At 66.4% G+C, this 25,020-nt stretch carries 21 protein-coding genes; 11 read left to right on the top strand and 10 right to left on the bottom strand.

Annotated elements, in window-relative coordinates; translation table 11 throughout:
* Positions 1–18: 18 nt before the first annotated feature.
* Positions 19–663, bottom strand: a complete 645-nt coding sequence (locus tag ACQPYR_RS40480; protein ID WP_433624967.1) for a LysE family translocator — start codon at positions 661–663, stop codon at positions 19–21.
* A 397-nt stretch (positions 664–1,060) separates the two neighbouring features.
* On the opposite strand from ACQPYR_RS40480, the gene ACQPYR_RS40475 reads away from it, so the two are divergent.
* The 4 genes from ACQPYR_RS40475 (at position 1,061) to ACQPYR_RS40460 (ending at position 5,740) form a co-directional block, all read left to right on the top strand.
* Positions 1,061–2,719 carry a DNA repair helicase XPB gene (locus tag ACQPYR_RS40475; protein WP_387286263.1) on the top strand — a complete coding sequence of 553 codons (1,659 nt, stop codon included), beginning with the start codon at positions 1,061–1,063 and terminating at the stop codon, positions 2,717–2,719.
* 236 nt (positions 2,720–2,955) lie between these two features.
* Positions 2,956–3,624 carry a DUF3239 domain-containing protein gene (locus ACQPYR_RS40470; RefSeq protein ID WP_433624964.1) on the top strand — a complete coding sequence of 223 codons (669 nt, stop codon included), beginning with the start codon at positions 2,956–2,958 and terminating at the stop codon, positions 3,622–3,624.
* Positions 3,625–3,663: 39 nt separating this feature from the next.
* Positions 3,664–4,299, top strand: a complete 636-nt coding sequence (locus ACQPYR_RS40465) for a LysE family translocator (RefSeq protein ID WP_433624963.1) — start codon at positions 3,664–3,666, stop codon at positions 4,297–4,299.
* Between the two features lie 49 nt (positions 4,300–4,348).
* Entirely contained in the window at positions 4,349–5,740 is a 1,392-nt protein-coding gene (locus ACQPYR_RS40460; protein ID WP_433624961.1) for a M1 family metallopeptidase, read from the top strand.
* Positions 5,741–5,743: 3 nt separating this feature from the next.
* On the opposite strand, the gene ACQPYR_RS40455 is transcribed toward ACQPYR_RS40460, so the two are convergent.
* Positions 5,744–6,559: a hypothetical protein gene (locus ACQPYR_RS40455; RefSeq protein ID WP_433624959.1), complete on the bottom strand. Its 816-nt coding sequence runs from the start codon at positions 6,557–6,559 to the stop codon at positions 5,744–5,746.
* 319 nt (positions 6,560–6,878) lie between these two features.
* On the opposite strand from ACQPYR_RS40455, the gene ACQPYR_RS40450 reads away from it, so the two are divergent.
* Positions 6,879–7,391: an LppU/SCO3897 family protein gene (locus ACQPYR_RS40450; protein WP_433624957.1), complete on the top strand. Its 513-nt coding sequence runs from the start codon at positions 6,879–6,881 to the stop codon at positions 7,389–7,391.
* On the opposite strand, the gene ACQPYR_RS40445 is transcribed toward ACQPYR_RS40450, so the two are convergent.
* A complete protein-coding gene (locus ACQPYR_RS40445) occupies positions 7,392–9,791 on the bottom strand; it encodes a helicase-associated domain-containing protein (protein ID WP_433624955.1) in 2,400 nt (799 codons plus the stop codon). It abuts the gene before it with no gap.
* 143 nt (positions 9,792–9,934) lie between these two features.
* Here ACQPYR_RS40445 and ACQPYR_RS40440 point away from each other — a divergent pair, with 143 nt between their 5' ends.
* A complete protein-coding gene (locus tag ACQPYR_RS40440; RefSeq protein ID WP_063044417.1) occupies positions 9,935–10,123 on the top strand; it encodes a hypothetical protein in 189 nt (62 codons plus the stop codon).
* Positions 10,124–10,228: 105 nt separating this feature from the next.
* On the opposite strand, the gene ACQPYR_RS40435 is transcribed toward ACQPYR_RS40440, so the two are convergent.
* Positions 10,229–10,852, bottom strand: a complete 624-nt coding sequence (locus ACQPYR_RS40435) for a resuscitation-promoting factor Rpf1 domain-containing protein (RefSeq protein WP_433624953.1) — start codon at positions 10,850–10,852, stop codon at positions 10,229–10,231.
* Between the two features lie 366 nt (positions 10,853–11,218).
* Complete coding sequence (locus tag ACQPYR_RS40430) at positions 11,219–11,461, bottom strand: hypothetical protein (RefSeq protein ID WP_387286249.1); 243 nt, start codon at positions 11,459–11,461, stop codon at positions 11,219–11,221.
* Positions 11,462–11,662: 201 nt separating this feature from the next.
* Between ACQPYR_RS40430 and ACQPYR_RS40425 the strand changes: the two genes are divergently transcribed.
* Positions 11,663–12,088 (top strand): cold-shock protein, encoded by a 426-nt coding sequence (locus tag ACQPYR_RS40425; protein ID WP_433635374.1) that lies wholly within the window; start codon positions 11,663–11,665, stop codon positions 12,086–12,088.
* Between the two features lie 199 nt (positions 12,089–12,287).
* On the opposite strand, the gene ACQPYR_RS40420 is transcribed toward ACQPYR_RS40425, so the two are convergent.
* The 3 genes from ACQPYR_RS40420 to ACQPYR_RS40410 all read right to left on the bottom strand — a co-directional run bounded on the left by ACQPYR_RS40420 (position 12,288) and on the right by ACQPYR_RS40410 (position 15,378).
* Positions 12,288–12,797: a DUF2771 domain-containing protein gene (locus tag ACQPYR_RS40420; RefSeq protein WP_433624951.1), complete on the bottom strand. Its 510-nt coding sequence runs from the start codon at positions 12,795–12,797 to the stop codon at positions 12,288–12,290.
* Entirely contained in the window at positions 12,794–14,527 is a 1,734-nt protein-coding gene (locus tag ACQPYR_RS40415) for an MFS transporter (protein WP_433624949.1), read from the bottom strand. Before ACQPYR_RS40415 ends, ACQPYR_RS40420 begins: the two co-directional genes overlap by 4 nt.
* Before the next feature lie 77 nt (positions 14,528–14,604).
* Positions 14,605–15,378, bottom strand: coding sequence for a glutaminyl-peptide cyclotransferase (locus ACQPYR_RS40410; RefSeq protein ID WP_433624947.1), 774 nt, complete (start codon positions 15,376–15,378; stop codon positions 14,605–14,607).
* Positions 15,379–15,395: 17 nt separating this feature from the next.
* Here ACQPYR_RS40410 and ACQPYR_RS40405 point away from each other — a divergent pair, with 17 nt between their 5' ends.
* The gene (locus tag ACQPYR_RS40405) at positions 15,396–18,335 is read left to right on the top strand and encodes a DUF3027 domain-containing protein (RefSeq protein WP_433624945.1); all 2,940 of its coding nucleotides are present in this window, start codon (positions 15,396–15,398) and stop codon (positions 18,333–18,335) included.
* On the top strand, positions 18,332–21,439 hold the full coding sequence (locus tag ACQPYR_RS40400; RefSeq protein ID WP_433624943.1) for a sacsin N-terminal ATP-binding-like domain-containing protein: 3,108 nt from the start codon (positions 18,332–18,334) through the stop codon (positions 21,437–21,439). Before ACQPYR_RS40405 ends, ACQPYR_RS40400 begins: the two co-directional genes overlap by 4 nt.
* A gap of 27 nt (positions 21,440–21,466) precedes the next feature.
* On the opposite strand, the gene ACQPYR_RS40395 is transcribed toward ACQPYR_RS40400, so the two are convergent.
* The gene (locus tag ACQPYR_RS40395) at positions 21,467–22,081 is read right to left on the bottom strand and encodes a TetR/AcrR family transcriptional regulator (RefSeq protein WP_387286241.1); all 615 of its coding nucleotides are present in this window, start codon (positions 22,079–22,081) and stop codon (positions 21,467–21,469) included.
* Positions 22,082–22,208: 127 nt separating this feature from the next.
* Between ACQPYR_RS40395 and ACQPYR_RS40390 the strand changes: the two genes are divergently transcribed.
* Positions 22,209–24,266, top strand: coding sequence for a neutral/alkaline ceramidase (locus ACQPYR_RS40390; RefSeq protein ID WP_433624940.1), 2,058 nt, complete (start codon positions 22,209–22,211; stop codon positions 24,264–24,266).
* 9 nt (positions 24,267–24,275) lie between these two features.
* Here the strand turns inward: ACQPYR_RS40390 and ACQPYR_RS40385 are convergent, their stop codons facing one another.
* Positions 24,276–24,512 (bottom strand): DUF2530 domain-containing protein, encoded by a 237-nt coding sequence (locus tag ACQPYR_RS40385; protein ID WP_433624938.1) that lies wholly within the window; start codon positions 24,510–24,512, stop codon positions 24,276–24,278.
* A gap of 63 nt (positions 24,513–24,575) precedes the next feature.
* Between ACQPYR_RS40385 and ACQPYR_RS40380 the strand changes: the two genes are divergently transcribed.
* Complete coding sequence (locus ACQPYR_RS40380; RefSeq protein ID WP_433624936.1) at positions 24,576–25,013, top strand: MarR family winged helix-turn-helix transcriptional regulator; 438 nt, start codon at positions 24,576–24,578, stop codon at positions 25,011–25,013.
* Positions 25,014–25,020: the final 7 nt, after the last annotated feature.

Below are 25,020 nucleotides of genomic sequence, written 5' to 3'. Positions count from 1 at the left end.
ATTCAGCGGCTCACGGCGTCAGGCAGGCATCGGCCGCGCACGGTCGGTCGCGACCAGTACCGCGATCCCGCCGAGCATCGTGCCCATGAAATAGCGCTGGATCCGCAGCCACAGCGGCCGACCGGTCAGGAAGGCGGCGATCCCGCCCGCGCCGAGCACGATCAGCCCGTTCACCGTCAATGCCACCGCGATCTGCACCGACCCGAGGCACAGACTCTGCAACCACACCCGGCCGTGCTCGGGCGCTACGAACTGCGGGATCAAGGCCATGTACATGATCGCGATCTTCGGATTCAGCAGATTGGTGACCAATCCCATGGTGAACAGTCGCCGCGTCGGATCAGGCGGTAGCTCGGCGGGTGCGAATACCGAGGTCCCGCCGGGCCGCACCGCCTGCCAGGCCAGCCACAGCAGGTATCCCGCGCCCGCCAGTTTCACCGCCAGATACAGGCCGGGCACGACCGCGAACACGGCGGTGATCCCCGCTGTGGCCGCCGCCAAGTAGACCCCGAATCCGGCCGCGACACCCCCGAGCGACACCAATCCGGCCCGCCGTCCCTGCGAAACACTGCGCGATACCAGATACATCATGTTCGGTCCCGGTGTGAGCACCATCCCCAACGCGGCCGCCGCCACACCGAAAAACGCAGCAGTCTCGATCATGCCCCCGATCCTCACCCGCACTCCCTGTCGATGTCTCGGTCCAGTCGGACACCGCTGGACCGACCAGGTGACGTCATCGCCCAGTCGTGTCTCGATCCAGCGGGATCCCGCGGTATCCGGACGAGAATCGGCGGTCGGTGCATCGTCCCGGAACAAAACAGGCTGCTCGCACGCTGTATGTGCGAAGCCAACGCAAGCTACGCCCGTCGGGAGCAGGATCGATGCCGCATCCGATGGGTTGTCGGTGGCGTCGGGAACAATGGACCGGAGTCGCACGAGCGATCCGACAATGCCGGACGCGCCGCATACGAGGAGAGATCGTGACCGAGCGCAGCGAGGGAACCATAAGCACAGCACCTGCGGTCGCAGCGGAGCCGAGCGTCAGCGAGGCGGAGTCGTGACCGACGGTCCGCTGATCGTTCAGAGTGACAAGACGCTGCTCTTGGAGGTCGACCACGAGTTGGCCGGGGTGGCACGGCAGGCCATTGCGCCGTTCGCGGAATTGGAGCGGGCGCCCGAGCATGTGCACACCTATCGGGTGACGCCACTGGCGCTATGGAATGCGCGGGCGGCGGGTCATGATGCCGAGCAGGTGGTGGATGCCCTGGTCAGCTACTCGCGGTATGCGGTGCCGCAGCCGCTGCTGGTCGACATCGTGGACACCATGGCCAGGTACGGCCGGTTGCAGCTGGTGAAGAATCCGGCGCACGGCTTGACGCTGGTCAGTCTGGATCGCGCGGTGCTCGAGGAAGTGCTGCGGCACAAGAAGATCGCACCGATGCTCGGCGCCCGCGTCGATGAGGACACCGTCGTCGTGCATCCGTCCGAGCGCGGCCGGATCAAACAGATGCTGCTGAAGATCGGCTGGCCGGCCGAGGATCTGGCCGGCTACGTCGACGGCGAGGCACATCCGATCGAACTGGATTACACCGGCGGGAAGTGGCATCTGCGCGATTACCAGGAGATGGCGGCCGATTCGTTCTGGGCCGGTGGTTCGGGTGTCGTGGTGCTGCCGTGTGGTGCCGGCAAGACGATGGTCGGCGCGGCCGCGATGGCCAAGGCACAGGCCACGACGCTGATCCTGGTCACCAATACGGTGGCCGGACGGCAGTGGCGGCGTGAGCTGCTGGCCCGGACCTCGTTGACCGAGGACGAAATCGGCGAATACTCCGGCGAGCGCAAGGAGATCCGTCCGGTCACCATCGCCACCTATCAGGTGATCACCCGCCGCACCAAGGGTGAATACAAGCACCTCGAACTCTTCGACAGCCGCGATTGGGGCCTGGTCATCTATGACGAGGTGCACTTACTGCCCGCACCGGTCTTCCGAATGACCGCCGATCTGCAATCGCGGCGCAGGCTCGGTCTCACCGCGACGCTGGTGCGCGAGGACGGCCGCGAGGGAGATGTGTTCTCGCTGATCGGACCGAAGCGCTACGACGCGCCGTGGAAGGACATCGAGGCCCAGGGCTGGATCGCGCCCGCCGACTGCATCGAGGTTCGGGTGACCCTCACCGATGCCGAGCGGATGGCCTACGCCACTGCCGAGCCCGAAGAGCGCTACAAGCTCTGTTCGACCGCGCGCACCAAAATCCCTGTGGTGGAATCGATTCTGGCTCAGCACAAGGACGCGCAGACCTTGGTGATCGGCGCGTATCTCGATCAACTCGACGAGCTCGGCGCGGATCTCGATGCGCCGGTAATTCAAGGTTCGACGAAAACCAAAGAGCGCGAAGAACTTTTCGATGCCTTCCGGCGCGGTGAGATTCCGGTGCTGGTGGTGAGCAAGGTCGCGAACTTTTCCATCGATTTGCCCGAAGCCTCTGTCGCGGTGCAGGTTTCGGGAACATTCGGTTCGCGCCAGGAAGAAGCGCAACGGCTCGGTCGACTGTTGCGGCCGAAACACGATGGTGGTCAAGCCCACTTCTATTCGGTAGTCGCGCGTGACACCCTGGACGCCGAATATGCCGCGCACCGGCAGCGTTTCCTCGCCGAACAGGGTTACGCGTATCGCATTACGGATGCCGACGACTTGCTGGGACCGGCCATCGGATAAGCGGAGGAACCTGTCGGTGCCCTTCGGTAGAGTAGCGCCCGTGTCCGCAACGACACCCCAAACCTTCAAGCGGGAGGTCGGGTTATCAAAGCCTGTGGAGAGTTCGGCTCTGGCCGGCCACTGTTGGACGGCGAAACCGGACTCGGTGAAACAGGAACCTGCATCGGCAACGGTGCAGGAACACCCGAAAAGGGTGGTGTTGGACGACCTGTACAACACGCTGTAGGAATGGTGACGTGCGACGCTTCGATTTCATAGTTGACCGCAAGCACGCCCGCGCGGTCAACGAAGTCGTCGCAGGTTTGCGCCGACAACGAGCGGCGGCGATCGGTGCCGCAATCCTGCTGGGACTCGGCACCGCTTTCCTGATTTGGCTCAACCATCCGTGGGCCTATCTGCTGGCGATCGCATTCGCACTCGGCGCGGTCGTCGCGCTGTGGGTGGCCTTCTGGACGCCGCACCGCTCCAGCATCGACAAGCTCTATGCCGACGGTGAGCTGGTGCCCGCGGTCGTGTCCGAAACGCATCCGGGCGGGGTGGTGCTGCTCGCACTGGTCGATGTCTCGAAACCGGAGACCCACGACCCGCGCTATGCCCTGGTGATCAGGAAGGTCAGGGACCTGCCGGGGCACGAGAAGCGCGCGGGTGAGCGGGTGCCGTCGGTCGCGGTGCGCACCGATCGGGCGCCGCGTCAGGTCGGCGAGCGCTGGCAGTCGGTCAGCGCCATGCCGATCGCCTGGGGCACCCGTGACGGCACCGTCATCGATCGGGCGCGGGCGGCCATCAGCGAGGTCGAATGGCGTTTGCTCACCGATAATCTGGAACTCGCCGACAAGGTGCGGCGCACCTCTGCCAAACGGTTGCTGCTCGACCCGCACCAGCTCCCCGGTGACCTGGGGTCTTGATCAGCCGAATTCCCTTGCGCCGCCGAATAGACTCGGTAAATGGTTCCGGCGTCCAACCTGCTGGCTTTCACCGCCGCATCGATTGTCATCATCGTCATCCCCGGACCGGGTGTGCTCTTCACCATCGGCCGGGCCCTCGCACTCGGCCGCCGCGCCGCCCTGGTCTCGGTATTCGGTCATTCCGTGGGCGTTTTCATCGCGCTACTGCTGGTCTCGGTGGGCCTGGGGACCCTGCTCGCGGCCTCGGCGCTCGCGCTCACCGTGGTCAAGTTCGCCGGTGCGCTCTATCTGATGTACCTCGGCATCCAGGCGATCCGCGAGCGCAAGACGCTGCGGGCGGCGCTGAACGCGCAGATCGACCCCGCCGATGCCAAGGTCTTTCGGCAGAGCGTCTTCGTCGGACTGACCAACCCCAAGGCGATCGTCTTCTTCTCGGCGGTATTGCCGCATTTCGCCGAACCGGCGGCGGGTTCGCTGCAGTTGCAATTCCTGATCCTCGGCTCCATCTTCCTGGCAATCGCATTGATCTCCGACAGCGCTTGGGGCCTGCTCGCCGCATCCGCACGCACCTGGTTCGCGCGCTCGCCGCAACGACTGGAGGCGGTCGGCGGAGCGGGCGGTGCGATGATCTTCGGCCTCGGCGCGTCGGTGGCACTCAGCGGTAGCGCCGACTGAAGCGACTACCATCCACCGCGGTCAGGTGGGCCATGAAAGGGGTGGTGGTATGAGGTGGTCCGGCTGGTTGTGTGCGGCCGTGATCGGCGCGCTGGTCGCCGCCCCGGTGCCGGCGAACGCCGATCCGCTCGTCGGCACACCGGGTCTGGACGATCCGTACTACCCACTGGACGGCAATGGCGGCTACGACGTCGGCCACTACGAGGTCACCATTGACTACGACCCGCCGAGCCATCAGCTCACCGGCACGACCACGATCGAGGCCACCGCCACCCAGGCCCTGCGGATGTTCAATCTGGACTTCAACGGCCCGGACGTGCGCATGGTCTCGGTGAACAACCTGCCCGCAGCCTTCGACCGCAATGGCGACCACGAACTGACCGTGACCCCACTGCTGCCGCTGTTGCCCGGCCTGCCCTTCACGGTGACCGTCGACTACGCCGGGCAAGCCAGGAACACCGAAGGCGAGGGCTGGACCTACGCACCCAGCGGCGGCGCCTTCGCCGCGGGCGAACCGCATTCGGCCACCACCTGGTATCCACTCAACGACACCCCGTTGGACAAGGCCACCTTCACCCTGCACGCGTCGGTTCCCGCGGAATGGGAGGTGGTTTCCAACGGTGTGCGGACCGAGAACGCGGTCGCCGGTGCGCAGCGCAACGTCACCTGGGAGTCGCATCAACCGGTGCTCGGCTACCTGACCACGGTCGCGATCGATCACTACAGCTACCTCGAACAGCGGCGCGCAAACGGAACTCCGCTGATCAGCGCCTTTGCCCAGAATGCGGAGGGCAATCGGGAAACCGAGCAGCGTCTGCCCGAAATCATCGATTTCGAAGAGGCGCTCTACGGCCCCTATCCGTTCGATACCGGGGGTGGCATCTACGTCGACGCGGATCTGGAGTTCTCACTGGAGACCCAGACCCGTCCGATCTACGCACCGTGGACCGATCTGCCGACCGCGGTGCACGAAATCGCGCACCAATGGTGGGGCGATTCGGTTTCGGTGCGGCAATGGTCGGATATCTGCCTGAACGAATGCTTCGCCAGCTATACCGCCGACTATTTGTGGCCGGAGCGGATGGAGGGCAAGGACGTCGACGCCGCCTACCGCGAGACCATTCGGAAACACCGTTCCGACCCGAAATTCTGGGATATTCCGCTGGAAAATCCGGGCGTCGGAAATGAATTCACGTCCGTCTACTATCGCGGCCCGCTCTTCTTGCATGCCCTGCGCAAACAAATCGGTGACGATGTGTTCTTCACGGCCGTCCGGGAATTCAATGCCGCGCACGCTTACGGCAATGCTTCGATGCCCGAATTCCGCACCTTCATGCAGTCGAAATCCCAGACCGATCTGACCGGCTTCTTCGACGCCTGGCTGAACCGCACCACAATGCCCCCGGACGAGTACCTCTTCCCCGGCGCACTGCGCGGCTGACGTTCAGTCGGCGCGTTCGCGGGCTTTTTCCGCCCGGCGCTCTGCCCGATCGAGTTGTTTCCGGGCCGCGCGTAGTTGGTCCTGTGCACCGCGATCGGCGGTGCGGGCGAATTGCTTCTGCTGTTCGGCGTGCGCCAGCTCTTCGCGCAGTGCGTCTATGCGGGATTCGCTCTCGGTCAATCGGTTTGCCGTCTCGGCAGCGGCGGCCTGCGCTGAATCCATTGCTGCACGGGCAGTTTCGAGGGCTTCGAGTGCGTCATCGAGTTCCTGACCGGCATTGTCCGCTGCGACGGGTTCGGCGGATTTCTTTGTGCCCGTTCCGCTTACCGAGGTGAGCACGGCACCGCCCGGTCCGAAACCCGCATAACTCGCCGACGTCACTACCGTCCCGCTGCGCACCTGCTCGGCGACCGCGTCATCGGCCAGCGCCGCTGTAAGCGTCTGTCCCACCTCACGCAGCATCCCCTCGGTGACCGGGTGCCCGCGATCTGCGGCCAGGGCGCCCGCCCGCTTGGCAAGGGCATTGACCACTTGCTGCCGCTGCGTGGTCAGTGTGCGCAACTGATCGCCGGACAATTCCCGTTGCGCCGTACGCAGCGCGGTCCCCAGTTGCAGTAGCGCATCGACATCATCGGGTGCGGCACGGGCCAGCAGGTTCACCGTCCAGGCGACCACCGTCGGTTTACGCAGTTTGCCGACGGCGGTCGCGAGCGCCTTATCGCCCGCATCCTTGGCCTCGGCGACGCGTGCCGCCCTGGCGGCGATGAACTCACCAGGGTCTAATCCGTACAAATCGACGGCGACCTCTTCGAGCCTCATACTTGCCAAGCGTAACGACTGGGTCTCCGGAAGCGACAGACTGCACATGCTGGACAAACGTCCATGTGTTCGTCATGCGAAAGGCATTGATAGTGAACAGTTCAGGAATCATGGTCCTGGTCAACCTGATCCCGAAATTCGTCAATCTCGCGCTGATGGGCCTGACCGGACTCTACGGGCAGTACTGAGCCGCGCCTCCTGTTGGTCGGTTGTCCGAACTGCTGATGCGGTTCGGGCGACCGTGACGGTATCCTCACCGCGTTCACATCTGTCGTGAACACGTTCGGTGAGAGAGGGTTTCACGTTGAAGTTCCCAGGAATGAGGCTGCTGGCACGCATTGTGCTCGCCCTCCTGGCGGTGGGCGCATTGGTGGCCGTGGTGACCGGTTGTTCGGCGCTCGACAATGCAAGCAAGTCCGACACCGCCAAGGCGAAGGTCGGTGATTGCATCAACGTCACCGACAGTTCGTCATCGGCCACCAAGTCCGAGCCGGTCGACTGCTCGTCGCCGAAGGCGGTTTACAAGGTATTCCAGACCGCGGACAAGAAGATCGAATGCGCGGCCGAATACACCACCTACACCGAGGATCTGGTCAGTGGCGGCCAGGCCTACATGTGCCTCGCGCCGAACTTCAAGCAGGGCAGCTGCTACGCCGACGTCGGCACGAACCCGTACAAGTACGTGGACTGCTCCTCTCCCGAAGCCACGTTCAAGGTGGTGCAGCGCATCGACGGTCAGGCCGACGAATTGCAGTGTGGCGCCGACGCGACCAGCTTCGTGACCGTCCCGGACCCGAAGGTAACCTTCTGCCTCGGCGCAGCCAAGGGCTGATTACTCGAGTAGTGCGACCGACGCGATCCGGTGCAAGGTGAAATGCCGGATCGCGCCGGTCACCGGGTCCAGTGCGTCGAGCTGGCCGTTGCCGACCTTCAACGGTTCGACCACGCGCTGGGACGCGACGCCCTGGGCGTCGACATAACCGATATTGACCGACCGCCGCACCCGCGCCGCCAATTGCAGCAGCGCCAGGGTTGCGGCGGTACTCGTTCTGGTGCCGTCGGGGCGCACCGCCTGGCCGTTGCGGGCGCTGGCGGCCCGATCACCCGCACGCAGCTCCGCGACGAGCAGAGTCAGCTGTTCGGTGCTCGGCGGCGTCGGGCGATACGGCTGCCTGGCATGCGGACGCACCGCGATCCGGGCGCCGCGCGGGCGCAGATCGACAATGGTGCCGGCGGAATCCTCACCGGCCGGGGCGAATCCGGCCGCGCGCAATCGCTCGAGCAATTCGCCGAGCGGAGCCTGGGCGATGGCGACGGTGGGGGCGATGGCCCGCAGCGCGAGTTCGCTCGCCACCGGCGAGCTCAGCACCTGAGCGAGCAGTGCCGGATCGTCACTGCGTATGAACGACTGCGCCATACCGGCCCGCAACTGGCCGTGCCTGCGCGCGACGTCATCGATCAGATAGGTCAGCGACTGCGGGATCGGTGTGCGCGAATGCGTGGTGAACAGCGTATGCAGTTCGGCCGCGGTCATCCCGGCATCGAGCGCACGTCGCACCGATGTGTCACTGATCCGGTAAACCGTTGCCGCACCCGCGGATTCGATATCGGCCACTAGTGCCACCCGGCCCTGTAGCTCCGGCGTCAGTGGACCGGGCGCGATGACGGTCAGATCCGCTTGGACCAGCACATGATCGATGGGCTCGGGCAGCGCAGATTCCATCTCGGCCTCGGCATCGGACGCGCTGGTCGGCGAGTCGTGCAGCAAGGCTCGCGCAGGTGAGGCGAGCGCGCCGCGTCCGATGAAACCGAGCGTCGCCGCCTCGTCCAGCGTGTGCTCGACCGCCTCGGCGCGAAAGTGCCTGCGCCACCGCGGTTGCCGCCAGGCCAGCAGTCGGCCGATATCGGTGGGGACCAGTGCGGTGCCGGTCGGATATTCGGCGAGCAGATTCAGCATGATGCGACGGTCGCGCGGCGCGTGTGGGGTGCGCAGTTCGATCGCCAATGCCGCCAGCGGTTTGTCATTGGCGTCGCGCATGCCGATCATCCACGGCATGCGGTCCAGGTCCAGCCAGGCCTGTGCCAGCGCCACCCAGCGGCGCGCGGGCGGTGCGTCGCGCCAGCCGTCGGCGGCCGGTGTCGGTGCCCAGAAGTCGTCGGTGGCGTCGAATTCCGGCGGCGGGTCCGGCATACCCTTCTCGATGAGTTTGGCGGCGGCGAGCAGTTCCACGAGCAGTCCGGCGCGCGGCTCGTCGATACCGGTCTGTTTGGCGATGCGGCGCAATTCCCGCACTCCGAGACCACCCGCGCGCAATGCGGGCGCGGGCGCCTGGCCGAGCGCCTCCAGAATGTCGGCACAGTGCCGCAGCAGCTCGCCCACTTCGCCCGCCGCGACCGCATTCACTTCGGTGGGGCTGTGCTTCGTCGGTGTCGGCTCCGGCGGTTTCAGCGCGTGCGGGTGGGTCACCGGCTCCCGGCGCAGCACCTGGCCGACGGTGACCGGGAGCTCGACGGTCTCCTCGTCGATCCAGTGCAGCAATCGGCGGCCGAGCAGTTGCTGGATCGGGCGGTCGGCCGGCGTGCCCGGAGCCGCGTCCCTGGTGCGTCCGCGCGGGCCCGTGGTGGCCAGCTTGTCCAGCAGCGCACGTTCGGCGGGGGAGGCGGCCGCGAGGGCCGCTGACACCTCGGGCTCGGTCAGCGCATCCGGAATTTCGGTTGTGCTGCCGATCGGCCACGGCAGCGCCTCGGCGGTGGCCGGGATCAGATGTAGGTCGTCACCGACGTTCCAGACCAGCGCGCGATCGGATAGGCGGGCCAGCGCGGCATCGATCGCCGCGACCTTGACCCGATCTTTCAACTGCACGCGCAATGCCTTGCGACTCATCGGCGTTCCGCCCGAACCCGTCGCCCGATGCACCGCAAGGGTTTCCACGATCGCGAACTCGAGTGTGTCCAGGTCATCGGTGGCACGCAGGACCGAAGCGCGCTGCTCGGCGCGGGCCGCGAGCACCGCCATGGAGGAGGGCAATGGCACGGCCAGATCGGGCCGGAGTTCGAGCAGGGCCACCAGCTGCGCATCGCTGCGGGCCGCGAGCCACCCGGCCAGGGATTCGGTCGCAGGCTTCCCCGCCTCCCCGGACCGTTTGCCGGTCGTGAGTTTCGCGTGACTGCCGTCGCGGGCCGACGGTGGTGTGCCCGGTCCGGCTTTGGGCGTCCCCGACAAGTTACCCATGTGCTCTCGAGATCAATCGTTGCGTCGCAGTCCGAATATTGTCGATTTTGTCAGCCTAGTTGATGTCGCTTTATCCGTGGCCGGGCGTCGGCAGCAGCGGAGGGCGGAGTGCTGGCGGGTCGCTCGCATGCCACAATGTGGTCGTGGTGAACAAATCGAAGAAACCCTATGTCGACCATGGCTGGCCCTCGGTGGAGGACGGTGGCCATGCGGTCACCGAACTGTCGTCGACTCGTTCCGGTGGGCTCTCGCCGTTCGGTGAGGACACCGAGTTTCCGCTCCCGGCCGATCAGCTGCCGTACATGCACCCGAATACGGTGATCAACCGCTGAGCGGCACATCGCTCGGTAACCGGACGGAAAACCCGCGGATACGAAGAAGGTCCCCGCATCAATGATGCGGGGACCTTCTTCGTATGGTCTGCGTTTTGTGACGACTCAGGAGGGCAGCACGCCCTTGTTCGCCTCGTAGAAGCTCACGACTGCCGGGTCGAGCTGAGTGCCCTTGGCGGCATTGAAGAAATCGAGGGCTTCCTGCGGGATCTGCACACCCTGGCCCTGCACGACGGCGACGGCGCGGTCGATCGCGTCGAACACCTGCTGGCTGGGGTCGGCGACGGCCTGCTCGGGAGCTGCGGGGGCCGGGTTCCAGCGCGGGGTCTCGGTGGAGGAGGGGGCGGTGCGCGGGGTGGATCCGCTGCTCAGGCCGAGCGAGGACGAGCACGAGGGCCAAGCGCCCCAGCCCTGGCTGGCGAGGACCTTCTCGGCGACCGCGATCTGCTGTTCGCGGGTGGCCTGGTTGGCGGTCGCGGCGTATTCGCCGCCGCCGTGAGCATTCCAGGTGGAGGGGGAGAACTGCAGTCCGCCCTGGAAACCGTTGCCGGTGTTGATGCCCCAGTTGCCTCCGGCCTCGCACTGCGCGAGGCGATCCCAATCCTGGTCGGGTGCCGCGCTGGCGTTTCCAGCGAGAGCCACACCTGCGGTGCCGATGATCGCGCCGGTGACGGCGACCTTGGCTACGGTGCGCCCGGTGGAGGTTGGCTTGCGATGGCGTCCACTCATATCGGGTTCTTCTGCCTCTCGTACGCATCTGCACGTGGTCCGGACTGAGAGGTCGTCCGTCCCGCCCCCACCCCTGCTTCCGTTGGGGTCCGGTACCCGCGGGGTGAGGCTTGATGCGGCGGGCCGGTGGTTGCCGGTTGTCCCGGCTGGGTAAGACCGTACGACGATCGGCGCGAAAAATCACTATTTGGTAACCGGCGGGTCCGCGCGGATCTCGGACCGGTATCGATTGCGGCGGAGAAGCTTCCGCGCAGCTGAGACATGGTGCGGGCGGGCCGGTCACAGGCGACTACCGCTCCGTTATCGCGCCGTTATGTGATGAGGATCACACTGGCGGTTCGGTAACGATTAGCAGGGGTAACCGGTTTACCGCGATCGTCGGCCGGACCACAGTGCGAAAACGATCGCGCAGAGGAAGCCGAGCGGCGCCAACATCGCCAGCAGATACAGCCACAGGCCCGGGTCGGAATCGCTGAGGACCGGCGTCAGAAATATGGCGACGATCGCAAGCAAGCCGATCGCGAACAGACCGAGTGCCACGTACAGCAACCGGTCGCCGGCGCGGCGCGGTGAGCGGCTCGGAGGCGGTGGCGCGGATGGGTTCGTCACTGCTCGACCGTAAAACTGATGTGCTTGCGTTATTCGCACCGGGGTAGACTCTGTGTCAATCGCGTCCTGCACAGCTGTGGGGCGCGTTCTTTTCGCAAACTGACAGGAGCTGTCCGAGGCGGTATGCCGGACGAGCACCTGGGCAGACGGATGTGCTCGGGCCAGTGGGGTCCGAGTTTCGATGACGAACGGGTGAGTGCAGTGCCGACCGGCAGGGTGAAGTGGTACGACGTCGAAAAGGGCTTCGGCTTCCTTTCCCAGGACGAGGGTGAGGATGTCTATGTCCGTTCGTCCGCGCTGCCCGACGGCGTCGATGGGCTCAAGCCGGGCCAGCGGGTCGAATTCGGCATGGCCGCCGGTCGCCGTGGCCCGCAGGCGCTGAGTCTGAAGGTACTCGAATCGCCGCCCTCGGTCCGTCAGGGCCAGGAGCGCGATCGCAATGCACACAAGGAGCCGGCCGCGCGCAAGCACACGCCGGACGAGCTGCACGGGATGGTCGAGGACATGATCACCCTGCTCGAGGCCAAGGTGCAGCCCGATCTGCGCAAGGGCAGGTACCCGGATCGCAAGACGGCTCAGCGCATTTCGGAAGTGGTGCGGGCGGTCGCGCGCGAACTCGATCACTGACGTTCGCGGATAACGAATTACGCGCGCTGCCCGGCCTACCGGGCAGCGCGCGAATCGTTTTCAGGGCCGACCTTTTCGAGCGACCTGCAAGCAGTCGCTACGGACCTTTTCGAGCGACCTGCAAGCAGTCGCTGCCGACCTTTTCGAGCGACCTGCAAGCAGTCGCTGCCGACCTTTTCGAGCGACCTGCAAGCAGTCGCTACGGCGAGGTGCTGATCGACCAGGCCGCGTGCGGGACGTAGAACTCGCGGCCGGTCTCGTCGCGCGCGAGGATCGGCAGCTGCAATTCGATACCGACGAGCCGCAATTCGGGCTCCGGCTTCGAATCGATGGTGACGGCGAGTGCGCCCTCGGGATAGTCGTTGCGGCTCACCACCCGGTCCACCTTCTCGCCGGTCGGCATGGCGTAGACCAGCTGCGCCAGCCAGGGCGCGTCGGCGATCTTCTTCGGCAGTGACAGCTGCAGCGGGTATCCGGCGGGGACGTCCAGGGTGACGGTCTCGCCGTACTTGCAGTTCTCCATTTTCACTGTGCAGTACAGGAATGGGGACACCGTGACGGTCTTGCCGTGCGCGTATGCGGTGACGGTCGGGTCGGGGTGGTCCGCGTTGCGGACGAACACCGTCAACACGCCGACGAAGGCGACGGTGAACACCAGTAGGGCCGCCACGCATAGCGCGACGACGGTGCGGGTACTGAGCTTGTTCACCAGATCGGGTCTCCTGTGCCTCGTTGCATGTGCTTAGTGTCGCCACCGCGCTCCTTGCCACGTTGTGCGGCTCGGTCGGCATCGGCGTGTCGGGTTGTCGCGACCGCCTGCTCGGCATGTTCTGGGCGGTGGCCGCCGAGGCCGGGCAGCAGGGAGTGGCCGCGGTCGCTGATGAAGGTCTGCAGCAGCCCGAACAGCAGGACCGCGGAGATGAACGCGAAACCCTGCCAGTAGGTGGTCGGCATCAGCACGCCCGCCGCGCCGCCCAGAACCCAGCTGAGCTGCAGTACGGTCTCGGACCGGCCGAAGCCGGACGCGATCGATTCCGGCGGCAGATCGTCCTGGATGGAGGCGTCCAGCGACACCTTCGCCAGTGCGCTCGCACCCGCCGCGACCAGGGTGGCCAATGCGGCGCCGAGCAGATTGTCGAGGAAGACCGCGAGCAGGGCGACCGCGCAGCAGGCCGCGGTGCAGCCCAACACGATCAGTGACGGCTTACCGAGTTTGATCCGGGCGCCGGTCGCATTGCCGGCGAAATTGCCGATCGCCGCGGCCACGCCGACCACGCCGAGCATGGCGGCCTGCTGCCAGCCACCGTGTTCGGTCGCCTTGGCGACGAAGGCCACATAGAACGTCAGGAAGCCGGTCAAGATGCGAATGGCGCCATTGCCCCACAGTCCGGTCACGACGGCGCGGCCCAGTGGCTGCCTGCGCTTGCGCGGCGGAACCGTGGCTTCGGTTGCCGGACTGAACACTTCGGTTTTCGCGTGATAGCTGAGGGTCGCGGGAACCTCACCCTCGGTGACCTCGACCCAACGTGGGATGCGCAGGCTCAGGAAAGTTCCCGCGATCGCGATCGCGGCGGCCAGCACCAGTGCGCCATTGGAACCGGCGATCGCGGCGGCGAGTGCGGCGACCGCGCCCGCGCCGATGGTGCCGCCGACCAGACCGAACACGGTGAGCCGAGAGTTGGTGCGCACCAAATCGATTTCGGGTGGCAGCACACGCGGCGTCACCGCGCTCTTGAGCACCGAGAACGATTTACTGCCGATCATCATGCACAGGGCGAGCGGATACAGCGCCCAGCTGTCGAAGGCGATGATCAGCACCACCGCGACCACCACGCGCAGGGCGAAGGAGGTGGCGAGGGCGAGGCGGCGGCCGCGCTGTAGTCGGTCCAGCATCGGTCCGATGAGCGGGGCGATCACCGCGAACGGGGCGATGGTGATCAATAGGTACAGCGCGACTTTGGTTTTGCTCTCCGCGGTCGCGCTGGCGAAGAACAGCGTGTTGGCCAAAGCCACCGCGATCGCGGCGTCCAAGGCGAAGTTCGCCATCGTGGCGTAGGTCAGCGCGGTGAGGCCGGATTTGTCGGCGCCGTCGGCCTTGGCGGCGCGCTGGAAGGTGGCGACGCCGCGGGAGGTGAGTTCACGGCCGCGCATGGCGGCGACCCGGGTGACGGTCAGCTTGCGTGGAACGCGCGGGGGCTCGGCCGGGAATTCGGGCTGCGGCGGGTCTTCCGGTTTCGCGGATCCACCGGGCAGCGGCTTGGTCGGCGGGGGTTCGCGGCGTTGCGGCGTTTCGGGCGAGAGGGGCGGTAGCGAGGACCGCCGGGGCGGGGTGTGGGGTGGCGGGTAGCGGTCGTAACCGGGGTGACGCTGGATCGGTGGGGACTCCTCGCCATCCCACGGACCGCGGTCGGAACCGGAGGGATCGCGGGGAGTAGTCACAACCTCAATTCTGTCGTACATCGCCGACTTGGGTTCAATTGCCGCTCCAAGCCGTCCGGAAAGGTGGCTTGGCTCGCTCAGTCCGGTACGAATCGGACCTCGAAGATGGTCGGCCAGTATTTGCCCGTGATCAGGAAGCGGTCCGTGCCGGGCAGTTGCGCGATTCCGTTGAGCACATCGGTGCGCGCGCGCACGGTCGCGGGCAGCAGTCCGCTCGCGTCGATGACCGCGAGGACGCGGCCGGTTTCGGGATCGATGTGCAGGATCTCGTCGGTGGGATAGGAATTGGCGTAGACGGAACCATCGGCGGCGCAATCGAGTTCGTTGAGGTGGGCGCGGTTTCGGGTGGTGAGGGTTACCGTGCCGGTCACGGCGAAGGTGAGCGGATCGCGGAAGGTGAGGGTGTCGGTGCCGTTGCTCATCACCAATTCGCCCGCGCGGGTGCACAGCCCCCAGCCCTCGCCCTCGTAGGACGCCCTGGCGTGTTCGGCCAATGTCGCCGGATCGCGGGCGATCGCGATCCGGTCCTTCCAGGTGAGCTGCCAGAGGGTGGCACCGGCTTTGGTGACGCCCTCGCCGAAGTAGGGCGCGGTCAGTTCGGCTCTGGTCAGTTCGTGGCCGGTAGTCAGATCGGTCGCGCGCACGCCCGACGCGCCCGGCATGCCGGTGGCTTCGTAGAGCACGGTTCCGTCGACCTCCAGACCCTCGGTAAACGCCCGTGGATCGTGTGGACGGGTGCCGACCACCTCGATGTGCAGTCGCGGCGGATCGTCGTCGGAGCCGCCGCACCCGGTGATTCCGAGCAGGCTGACCAGGACAACGACGGCCAACGAACGCCGATTGCGCTCCATACGGCAAAATGTAGGCCGTGAGCGCAGTATCTGTTTCGCAGTCCGGCGTGCGGCCGATCCTTGCCGATGCCGTCGACGTGGCCCGCCGTGCGCTCCTGGAGCTGGAGCCGACCGGCGTCGGTGCGCATATCGGTGTCGCCGCCGAGGACGAGGCCGCGGCAACCCACCGGTTCGAGGCCACCCTGCCCGGTTATCGCGGCTGGCAGTGGGCGGTCGTGGTGGCCGCCCCGCCGGACGCGCAGTACGCGACGGTGAGCGAATCGGCGCTGCTGCCCGGTCCGGACGCACTGGTCGCACCCGATTTCGTCCCGTGGGAGCAGCGCGTCCGCCCCGGCGATCTGGCGCCCGGCGACCTGCTCGCCCCGCCTGCTGATGATCCCCGGCTGGTGCCCGGCTACGTCGCGAGCGGCGATCCGGCCGTCGACGAGGTTGCCCTGGAAATCGGCCTGGGCCGCACCAAGGTGCTCAGTCGCGAGGGTCGCGAAGAAGCCGCCGAACGCTGGTACTCCGAATACGGCCCTGAAACCGATATGGCGAAGGCCGCCCCATCCACCTGCGGCCGCTGCGGCTTCTACCTCCCCCTGGCCGGCGCCCTCCGCTCCGCCTTCGGCGTCTGCGGCAACGCCATGGGCGCCGACGGCCACGTAGTCCACGCCGAATACGGCTGCGGCGCGCACTCCGACGTAGAAGTCCCCACCGGCGGCGGATCGCCGCTGTACGAGGCGTTCGACGACGCGGCGTTCGACGTGATCCCGGTCGAGGCGTTGCGCAAGCCCGCCGCACCTGACGCGGTGACCACCGAGGGTGAGTCTTCCACCGCGCCGGGCATCAGTGATGCTGCGATCGCGGCCGAACCGGCCACGGTCGAGCCGAGCGATCGTGGCGCATCCGATACTGCGGCCCAGCCGGGCGAGGCAGCGGTGGGCGATGTTGCGACCAGCTCAGTGGAGTCGGCTGCCATCTCGTCGGATGATGTCACGGCTGAGCCGAATGCGTCGGTCGCGCACGATGTCTCGGTGCCTGGCGCGGACAGTCAGGCCGATGCCGAGGCCACCGAAGATCTGACAGGTGAGGCCGCTGAGCCGACTTCGGTCGAGCCAGGCGGTGCTACGTCGAGTGATGTCGCGGCTGAGTCGCCCAGCGCGGTGGAGCCGAATGCTCTCCCGTCCGATGATGTCGCCGCCGAGCCGAATGCTGCGGTCGATTTCTCCGCAGGTGGTGTGGACAGCGAGCCCAGCACCGAGGCTGCTGAAGGTCTGACGGGCGATGTTGTCGAGTCGACCGTCGAGCCAGGCGGTGGTGCGTCGAGTGATGTCGCGGCCGCGTCGCCCAGCGCTGTCGAATCGAGTGCTGTCGCCGCGTCGGATGATGTTGCGGTTGAATCGAATACGGTCGCCGCGCACGATGCCATCGCGCCGAGCGGGGTCAGCGAGCCCAGTGACGCTGCTGTAAATCTGACAGCCGACTCGCTGACTGAGCCCGATTCGGCGGTCGGCGAGGATGCTGCGGCACCGAGTGTCGGCACCGAGGCAGATGATGCGGCTACCGCAACTCGGACTGCGGCAATTGCTGAGCCGACCTTCCCGGAGCCCGGCGCTGCTGCTTCGCCTTTCGGCAGCCAGTCGCCCAGCGCCGTCGAGTCGGACGCTGCGCACCTGCCGGATACTGCAGCTGAGTCGAGCACCGGAGTGGCCGCGTCGCAGCCGGAATCGGGCGCTGAGGTCGCGTCTGGTGCGATTGCCGGGAGTGGCGTGGCGGTTCCTGCCGAGGTTGTGGCGGGCGACGACGCCGCGGTTGAGTCGAGTGCTGACGTGAGCATGTCGCAGCCGGGGTCGGGGGTCGGCGCAGCGGCCGGTGCCGTCGTGGTCGAGCCGGATGCTGAAGCTGCTGTGCCGCAGCCGGAATCGGATGCTGGTTTCGCGACCGGGCCGACCGAGGTCGGTGATGCCGTCGGTGCGGCGATTCACGGGGCGTTGGCCATTGGTGCAGAAGGTGGCGTCGCTGCGGGTGAGTCGAGCGTCGGCGAGGCCGTGTCCGAAGGTTCGGGTGGCGCTCTGGCATCCGACGTCGACCGCGTGGCTGAGCCGGTTGTCGATGCGACGGCCGAAGCTGAAGCCGCAGTGATCGAACCGGGCATTGAAGGCGCTGTGCCGCGGCCGGAATCGGGTGCAGGCGCGGCCGGTGCGGCGGCAGACTTCGTAGGCGAAGCTGAAGTTCCAGATGACGAAGCTTCCTCCGTTCGAGGCGAGGCGGCCGACGCGCACGGCGTGAGTGCCGACGCTGATCGTGGCGCTCTCGATGCCGACGCCGACGCAGTGGGCGCTGACGACGAGGTGGCCAGCGCAGGAAGTGCGAGTGCGAACGTCGATGGCGGCGTTGCTCACGCTGACGGTGAGACTGCCGGTGCTGATGGCGCGTCTGTCGGCGGGGATGCGGGTGTCGATGGTGGCGTTGCTCACGCTGACGGAGCGACGGCGGGTGCTGATGGCGCGTCTGTCGACTCTGTCAGTCGGGATGCGGACATCGACGGTGGCGCTGCTCACGCTGACGGTGAGACTGCCGGTGCTGATGGCGCGTCTGTCGACTCTGTCGGCGGGGATGCTGGTGGCGTTGCTCATGCTCGCAGCGAGACCACGGGCGTTGATGACGAGGACGCCGATGTTGGCAGTGCGAGTGCGGACATCGGCGGTGGCGTTGCGCATGCCGGCAGCGAGACTGTTGGTGCCGAGCGCGAGGGCACCGGCGCTGACAGTTCGACTGCGGACTCTGATGGCGGGGCCTCTGCCGTTCGTGGCGAGGCGGCCGATGCCGACGGTGCGGTAGCGGACGCTGACTGTGGGCACACAGACGCTGACGGCGGGGTCGCCGGAGCCGGTGACCAAGCTGCTGACGGTGCGGGTGGGAGTGGGCCCGGGGCTGCGGCTCGGCCGGAGTTCGGGTCATCGCTGCAGGGGTGAGCGCGGTATCTGCGGCGGATCCGTTCGGGACGTCGGGGCTGCGGGCGGGGGTGCTTGCGGCTTGGCGTGATTCGCCTACTCGGTTGCGGGAGGATGCGGCGACCGAGGCGGATCTGGTGCGGGCGGGGTACCGGGATCGGCTGCTGACCGAATTGGCGCAGAATGCCGCGGATGCGGCGGCCAAGGCCGGTGTCGCGGGCCGAGTGGTGGTGCGTCTCGTCGACGGCGCCGTGCACATTTCGAATACCGGTGCACCGCTGGATCTTTCGGGCGTGCACGCGCTGACCGCGCTGCGTGCTTCCGGCAAGGCGGATCCGGCCGCAAACGTCGGCCGCTTCGGCGTCGGCTTCACCGCCGTACGCACGGTAAGCGAAGAGATCGAGGTCCGATCGACCACCGGCTCCATCCGGTTCTCCCACGATCTCACCTGGAAAGCCCTGCGCGACAACGCGATCACCGTCCCAGAGCCGGCCGAAGCCTTCAGCCCACCCGTCCTCCGCCTGGCCTGGCCGACCGACGCCACCCCGCCACCAGACGCAGACACCGAGATCGTCCTGCGCCTGCACCCCGACATCGACCCCCGATCCCTACTCGCCGCAATGCGCGCCGAAGCCGTCGACCTCCTCCTGGAACTGCCCGCCCTGCAGAGCATCCGAATCGGCGACGACGAGATCACCAGCACGGTCACCGATCTGCCCACCGAAGGTCTGCACCAGCGCGAGCACGAAGATCCCCACCCCGCACACGTCAGCGAGGATTTCGGCGGCGGCGCTTCGCATCCGCACAGTCGCCAAGGCGTGCCAGACGGCCTTGGAGACACCCTCGCGACCCCAACTCGCGGCCATACCGACCCGAGCAGCGGCCGATCCGCAGGGACAGGGCTCAGGGAGTTGCGCATCGATGGCCCCGGATCGCAGCGACGGGTTTGGTGGGAGTACCGGACTGCGCGGGCGCGCTGGTTGCTGCCGCTGCAAGATGGCAGGCCGGTGTCCGCTGCGCATGATGTGCTGCGCGCACCGACGCGATCCGACGAGGAGCTGTCGCTACCAGCTCTCCTGATAGCCGACATACCGATGCAGCCGGACCGCCGCCGCGTCCTCCCCGGTGCTCGCCTTGCCGAATTCGCGCAGGGTTATGCCGATTTCGCCCGCGCACTCCCGCCGCGCGATCGACTCGTCCTGGTTCCCACCCCGGGCTTCGCGCGCAGCGAGGTCGACGGCATCCTGCGCGAGGCCCTGATTCGGGAACTGCAGACTCACCCCTGGCTCCCGGTCGTCACGACCCGCTCGGAAGCCTCTGGCGAAACCGCCGCACAGTCGGCGTCGGCCGGTACCCGGTCAGCCGTTGCTGACCAAGCCTTTTCGGTGCGCACGGCCGCTGAGAGCGCTGCCGAGCTCGGCACTGACGACTGGACCGCCGCAGACCTTCCCGGCGACGCGCGCTCGTCCGCGTCCCGGACAAGACACGCAGTGCCAACGCGAGCGAGCGTATTCACCGGCCTGAATCGGGAATTGGCCGACCTGCTCGATGACATCGTCGGACCGCTGGTAGTACCCGAGTTGTCGGGGCGCGCACACAGCGAGGCGCTGGCTGTGCTGGATGTGCACAGACTGGGACTTGCTCGGTTGGCGGAACTTTCGGCCGGGCTCGAGCGATCCCCGAAGTGGTGGCATTCGCTGTACACGGCGTTGGAGCCGTACGTGGTCGATCCGTTGGCCGCTGAAGAACTCGGCGCGCTCGCGGTGCCGCTGGCGGACGGCCGGCTGGTAACCGGCCCGCGCACAGCAGTTTTGGATGACCAGCTGGATTTCGCCATACCGGTGCACTGGGCGCGTCTGGTGCACCCCGAGGCAGTGCATCCACTCCTCGCGCGACTCGGCGCACGTTCGGCCACCGCCGAGGATCTGTTGAGCGATCCCGGATTACGCGCGGAACTGGAGGATCAGCCGGGCGATCCCGACACCACCGATGCCGTGCTGCGCCTCGCCGCACATGCGGATCCGTCGGCACTCCCGTCTTGGCTCGGCCTCCTCGAATTACCCGACACTACTGGGGAATTGCTCCCCGCCGACGAATTGCTGCTCCCCGACGCACCGCTGAGCACATTGCTGGTGCCCGATTCGCCGTTCGGCACTGTCGCGACGGATCTGGTGGACCGCTACGGCGCCGAGGCGCTGCGTGCGGTGGGCGTCGGCTGGGATTTCAGCATTGTCGTCGAAACCGATCCCACCGGCCCCGATCACCACCTGGACGACGAGGAGCGCTGGTGGTCGGACCTGCCCGAGGATCCGCCGGAACTGGCCGCCGTCCGCGACCTGGACCTCGTCGAAGAGTCCTGCTGGCCAGAGGCGTTGCGGCAGTTGGCGTCCACTCCGCGCACCCGCGAACTGCTCACCGATCCCGACGGCTACACGACCTGGTGGTTGCGCAGACATGCGCGCATAGACCGAACCCCTCTCGGTCTGCTCCGTCACCCCGCCGATACCGAATTCGCCGGCCTACTCCCTGAATTCGAACTTTCCGACCTGGATTCCGAAGCCTTACATGCAGTTCTGGCGAACCCGAATGCCATCACCCAGGAACTGGCCGCCGCACTACTGGACGCCCTCGCCGACCCATCGAAAACCCCTACACCCGATGTGGTTTCCCGAACCCACGCCCGCCTCGCCGCCGCCGTGGCTCACCTCGACCTGACCGAACTCGAGCTCCCCGAGCGCGTGCGCGCCCTCTCCTCGGCAGTCGTCGACCCCAACGACGCCTGGGTACTCGACCAGCCGTGGTTCGGCCTCGCTGTTCCCGTGGATCACCTGGTAGCAGGCGATTGCGCTACCGCGCCCGCCCTCGCGACCTTGCTCGATCTACCCATGGTCTCCGATGTGATCACGGCCGAGGTGATGAGCCAGGGCCGCCGTACCACGTGGTCCGCCGAACCACTGGGAATCGTTCTCCGCCAACTGTTCATCCTGCCCGATGTACAAGGCGAGCTGGTGCTCCACGACGATCTCCAGATCCGCCTGCGCGGTGCCCTGGAAGCCACCGTCTCGGTTCCCTGGTGGCGCGACGGCGCAACCACCCACATCCGAACCCCGCACCATCCGGCCTGACTACAGCTACATAGCTGCCCGGCCGAATTACACCGCGTAGTTCGCAACCATCTCGCTGAGCAGATCCAGTTGCCCGCGCACACTTTCGCTGTCGTTGTCGACCAACCAGCGCAGCACGACACCGTCGATCACATTCAAGGTGAAGCGGCTCAGCGTCGGCACCGGCACGGACCACCGGCAACCGGTGGCATCGCGGGCATGGTCGAGGATGTCGGCGACCGTCGTGTCGTTGAATGCGTACTGTTCGCGCGCTATCGCGAGTTTCGCGGGAGTCGATTCCCCTTCGCGTAGCGCATATGTCGTGGTTTCGTATGTGAGCAGTTGTCGTTCCGGTGTTGCTTCAATGTTGAGCCACATCAGTTCGAGCCCGGCGCGCACCAATTTTTGAAGCGCTTCTTTTCCACTTCCGACGTCTTGCCAAACTGTTTCGTTGGCATCGACGGAATCGCGTAATTCCATCGACAACGCCTTGACCAGCTCGGTCATCAGCGCGTCCTTGTTTTCGAAACAGTAATGCACCACACCGAGCGAAACACCGGCTGCCTGAGCGACATCGCGCGTGGTCACGCCCGCGACGCCCTTTTTCTCGGCAAGGCCGATGGCTGCCTCGATAAGGTGGGCCCGTCGTTCTTCGACGCTCAATCGGGAGGACACCCAAGGGAGTTAAGTCCGCAACTCCGCCACAGTCAATTCGCAGGGCCGAAAATCTCGACTGGACGATTGTCCAGTTGTGTGGTTCGCTTCAGCACGGGATCGAAGGGAGACGCGTATGCCGGTGTCACGCAGAACAGTGCTGGCCCGAACCGCGGCGGGGTCCGCCGCGCTCGCGACTGCGGCCACGGTGCCAGGTGTGACTTCGGCGCTCGGCGCACCGGCCGCCGCGGCTCCCGAATCAGACGGCTACCTCATCGGACTCGGGCTTTCCGATATCACCGGCCCGGCCGCCGAATGCGGAATGATGGGCTATTCACAGTTCGAGCAGCAGACGGCGGGCATCCATCTGCGCCCGCGCGCTCGCGCATTCATCATCGATAGCGGTGCGCATCGAATCGTGTTCGCAGTAGCGGAGAACGGCATGATTTTCCAGTCCGTGCATCGCGGCGTCATGCTCGAACTCGCCCGCCGCTTCGGTGATCTGTACACCGAACAGAACGTCGCGCTCACCTCGACGCATTCGCATGCGACCTGTGGCGGCTCCAGCAACGATTACGCGTACAACCTGTCGATTCTGGGTTTTCAACAGCAGGTATACGACGCCGAGGTGAACGGCATTGTGGAGGCGATCGCCGCCGCGCATGCCGATCTCGGACCGGGCACGCTTTCGCTGGGTCGCGCCGAACTGCACGACGCGAGCGTCAACCGATCACGAGTTGCCTTCGAACGCAATCCGGATGTGGATAAACAGCAGTTCCCGAATGCCATCGACCCTGCGGTCACCGCACTGTCATTCGTCAAGGGCGGCAAACCAGTCGGCGCAATCACCTGGTTCGCTACGCACAACACGTCGATGACCAACCAGAACCGACTGATCAGCGCGGATAACAAGGGTTACGCCTCGTTCTCGTATGAACACACCGAGCACGGCGTTCGGTATCTCGACGGTCCGGGCGATTTCGTCGCCGCGTTCGCGCAGACCAACGCGGGGGATATGTCTCCGAATCTCGATCTGAAACCCGGCTCGGGACCGACCGAGAACGAGTTCGACAACACCCGCATCATCGGCGAGCGTCAGTACCGCGCGTCGAAAACCGCATTGTCGGGCGCACAGTCCATCAGCGGTCCGGTCGATTCGATGCTCTGTTATATCGACCTGGCCGATACCGCCGTCGACGGCGGATTCACACCCGACGGCCAACCGCGCCACACCGCGCCCGCCGCCGCGGGCGTCTCTCTCATCGCGGGCAGCGTCGAGGATGGTCCAGGCCTGCCCGGCATTCCGATCCCCGAGGGTGTGCGCAATCCGTTCATCGATGCGCTCGGCGATCCGCGCCGGCCCGCACCGTCTTGGCTGGCAGATGCGCAGGCGCCCAAGGCGATCATCGCGCCGCTCGGGCTGTTGCCGCCGGTACCGTGGGTGCCGAATGTGGTGCCGATACAGATTGTTCGGATCGGTGAGCTCTACTTGGCCTGCGGCGGTGCAGAATTCACCATTGTCGCCGGACTGCGCATCCGTCGAGCTGTTGCCGCCGCGCTCGGCGTTCCGGTCGAGCAGGTGCTGATGCAGGGCTACGCGAACGCGTACCACGAATACGTCACCACTCCTGAGGAATACGACTCTCAGCAGTACGAGGGCGGCTCAACCCTTTTCGGCCGGTACACATTGCCCGCCTACCAGCAGGAGTTCACCCGTCTGGCAACGGCTTTCGCCGCTCGACAGCAGGTCCCGCGCGGTCCTGCGCCGCGCGACATATCCAACCTGCAGCCGAACTTCCAACCCGCACCCGGCCCGGACACCACACCGTCGGGTCGTGGATTCGGCGATGTCCTGGCCCAGCCCGCCGCCTCGCACACGCCCGGTACCCAGGCCGCCGCCGAATTCGTCTCCGCCCACCCGAAACACAACCCCCGTCGCAACGGCACCTTCCTTGAAGTGCAACGCCGCAATGCATCCGGCGACTGGGTCCGCGTCGCCAACGAGGGCGAATGGGCCGTCCGCTTCTACTGGAGCAAGCGCGGACCGGCCGCATCCGTAGCTCGCTTCACCTGGGACATACCGACCGACGCCACCCCCGGCACCTACCGCATGCAACACTTCGCCGACAGTCTCAGCCCCGACGGGGCCCTGCACCCCTTCACCGGTATCACCAACGAGTTCGAAGTGAGCTGAGACCGGCGGTCAAAGTCCGGTCTGCGCACCTTTGTCGCCGCGGCGGGCGCCCCGGCGCTGGATCGCGAAGATCGTGTAGCCGAGCAGGCCGACGGCCATACCCATCAGACACACCGGGCGGGCGGATTCCCAGCGGTCGCTGGTCCACACGACGACGGTGGCGATCAGCCAGAGGGCGCTGCCGACCGCGAGGACCGGCCGTGGATCGGTGAAGCGCGGCGGGATCTGCGGGACATTCGGGGGCACAGTCACAGCGTAGCTGCGGGAAGAGGCGGTCACCGGCCAGCGTGTCCCGTATCGTTCTGCTCTGTGACAACGCCATCGGATGTTCGAGCTCTCGCCGGCGAGCTGTCGCTCGCGGTGGTGCGCTTGACGCGACATCTGCGGGGGCGGCGCGCCGACGCGCAGATTTCGCTGACGCAGCTCTCCGCACTCGCCACCCTGCATCGAGAAGGGGCGATGACGCCGGGCGCATTGGCCGCCAAGGAGCGCGTACAGCCGCCTTCGATGACGCGCGTAATCGCCTCGCTCTCCGATCTGGGACTGGTGGAGCGCAAGCCGCATCCGACCGATGGCCGCCAGATCATCGTGTCGCTCTCGGATGCGGGTCGCGCACTGATCGCCGACGAAACCAGTGCCCGCGAGGCCTGGATGACCGAACAGCTCTCCACCCTCACCGAGGAACAACTGGTCGTGCTGACGCGCGCCGTCGGCATCATGAAGCAACTCGTCGACGACTCGGAGTAGCCGAACC

Origin of the sequence: Nocardia sp. CA-120079, assembly GCF_050955745.1 — a bacterium.
In the GTDB taxonomy this organism is placed as follows: domain Bacteria; phylum Actinomycetota; class Actinomycetes; order Mycobacteriales; family Mycobacteriaceae; genus Nocardia.
The sequence above is the reverse complement of the archived record's forward strand: the minus strand, read 5'-3'. Positions and strand labels throughout refer to the sequence as shown.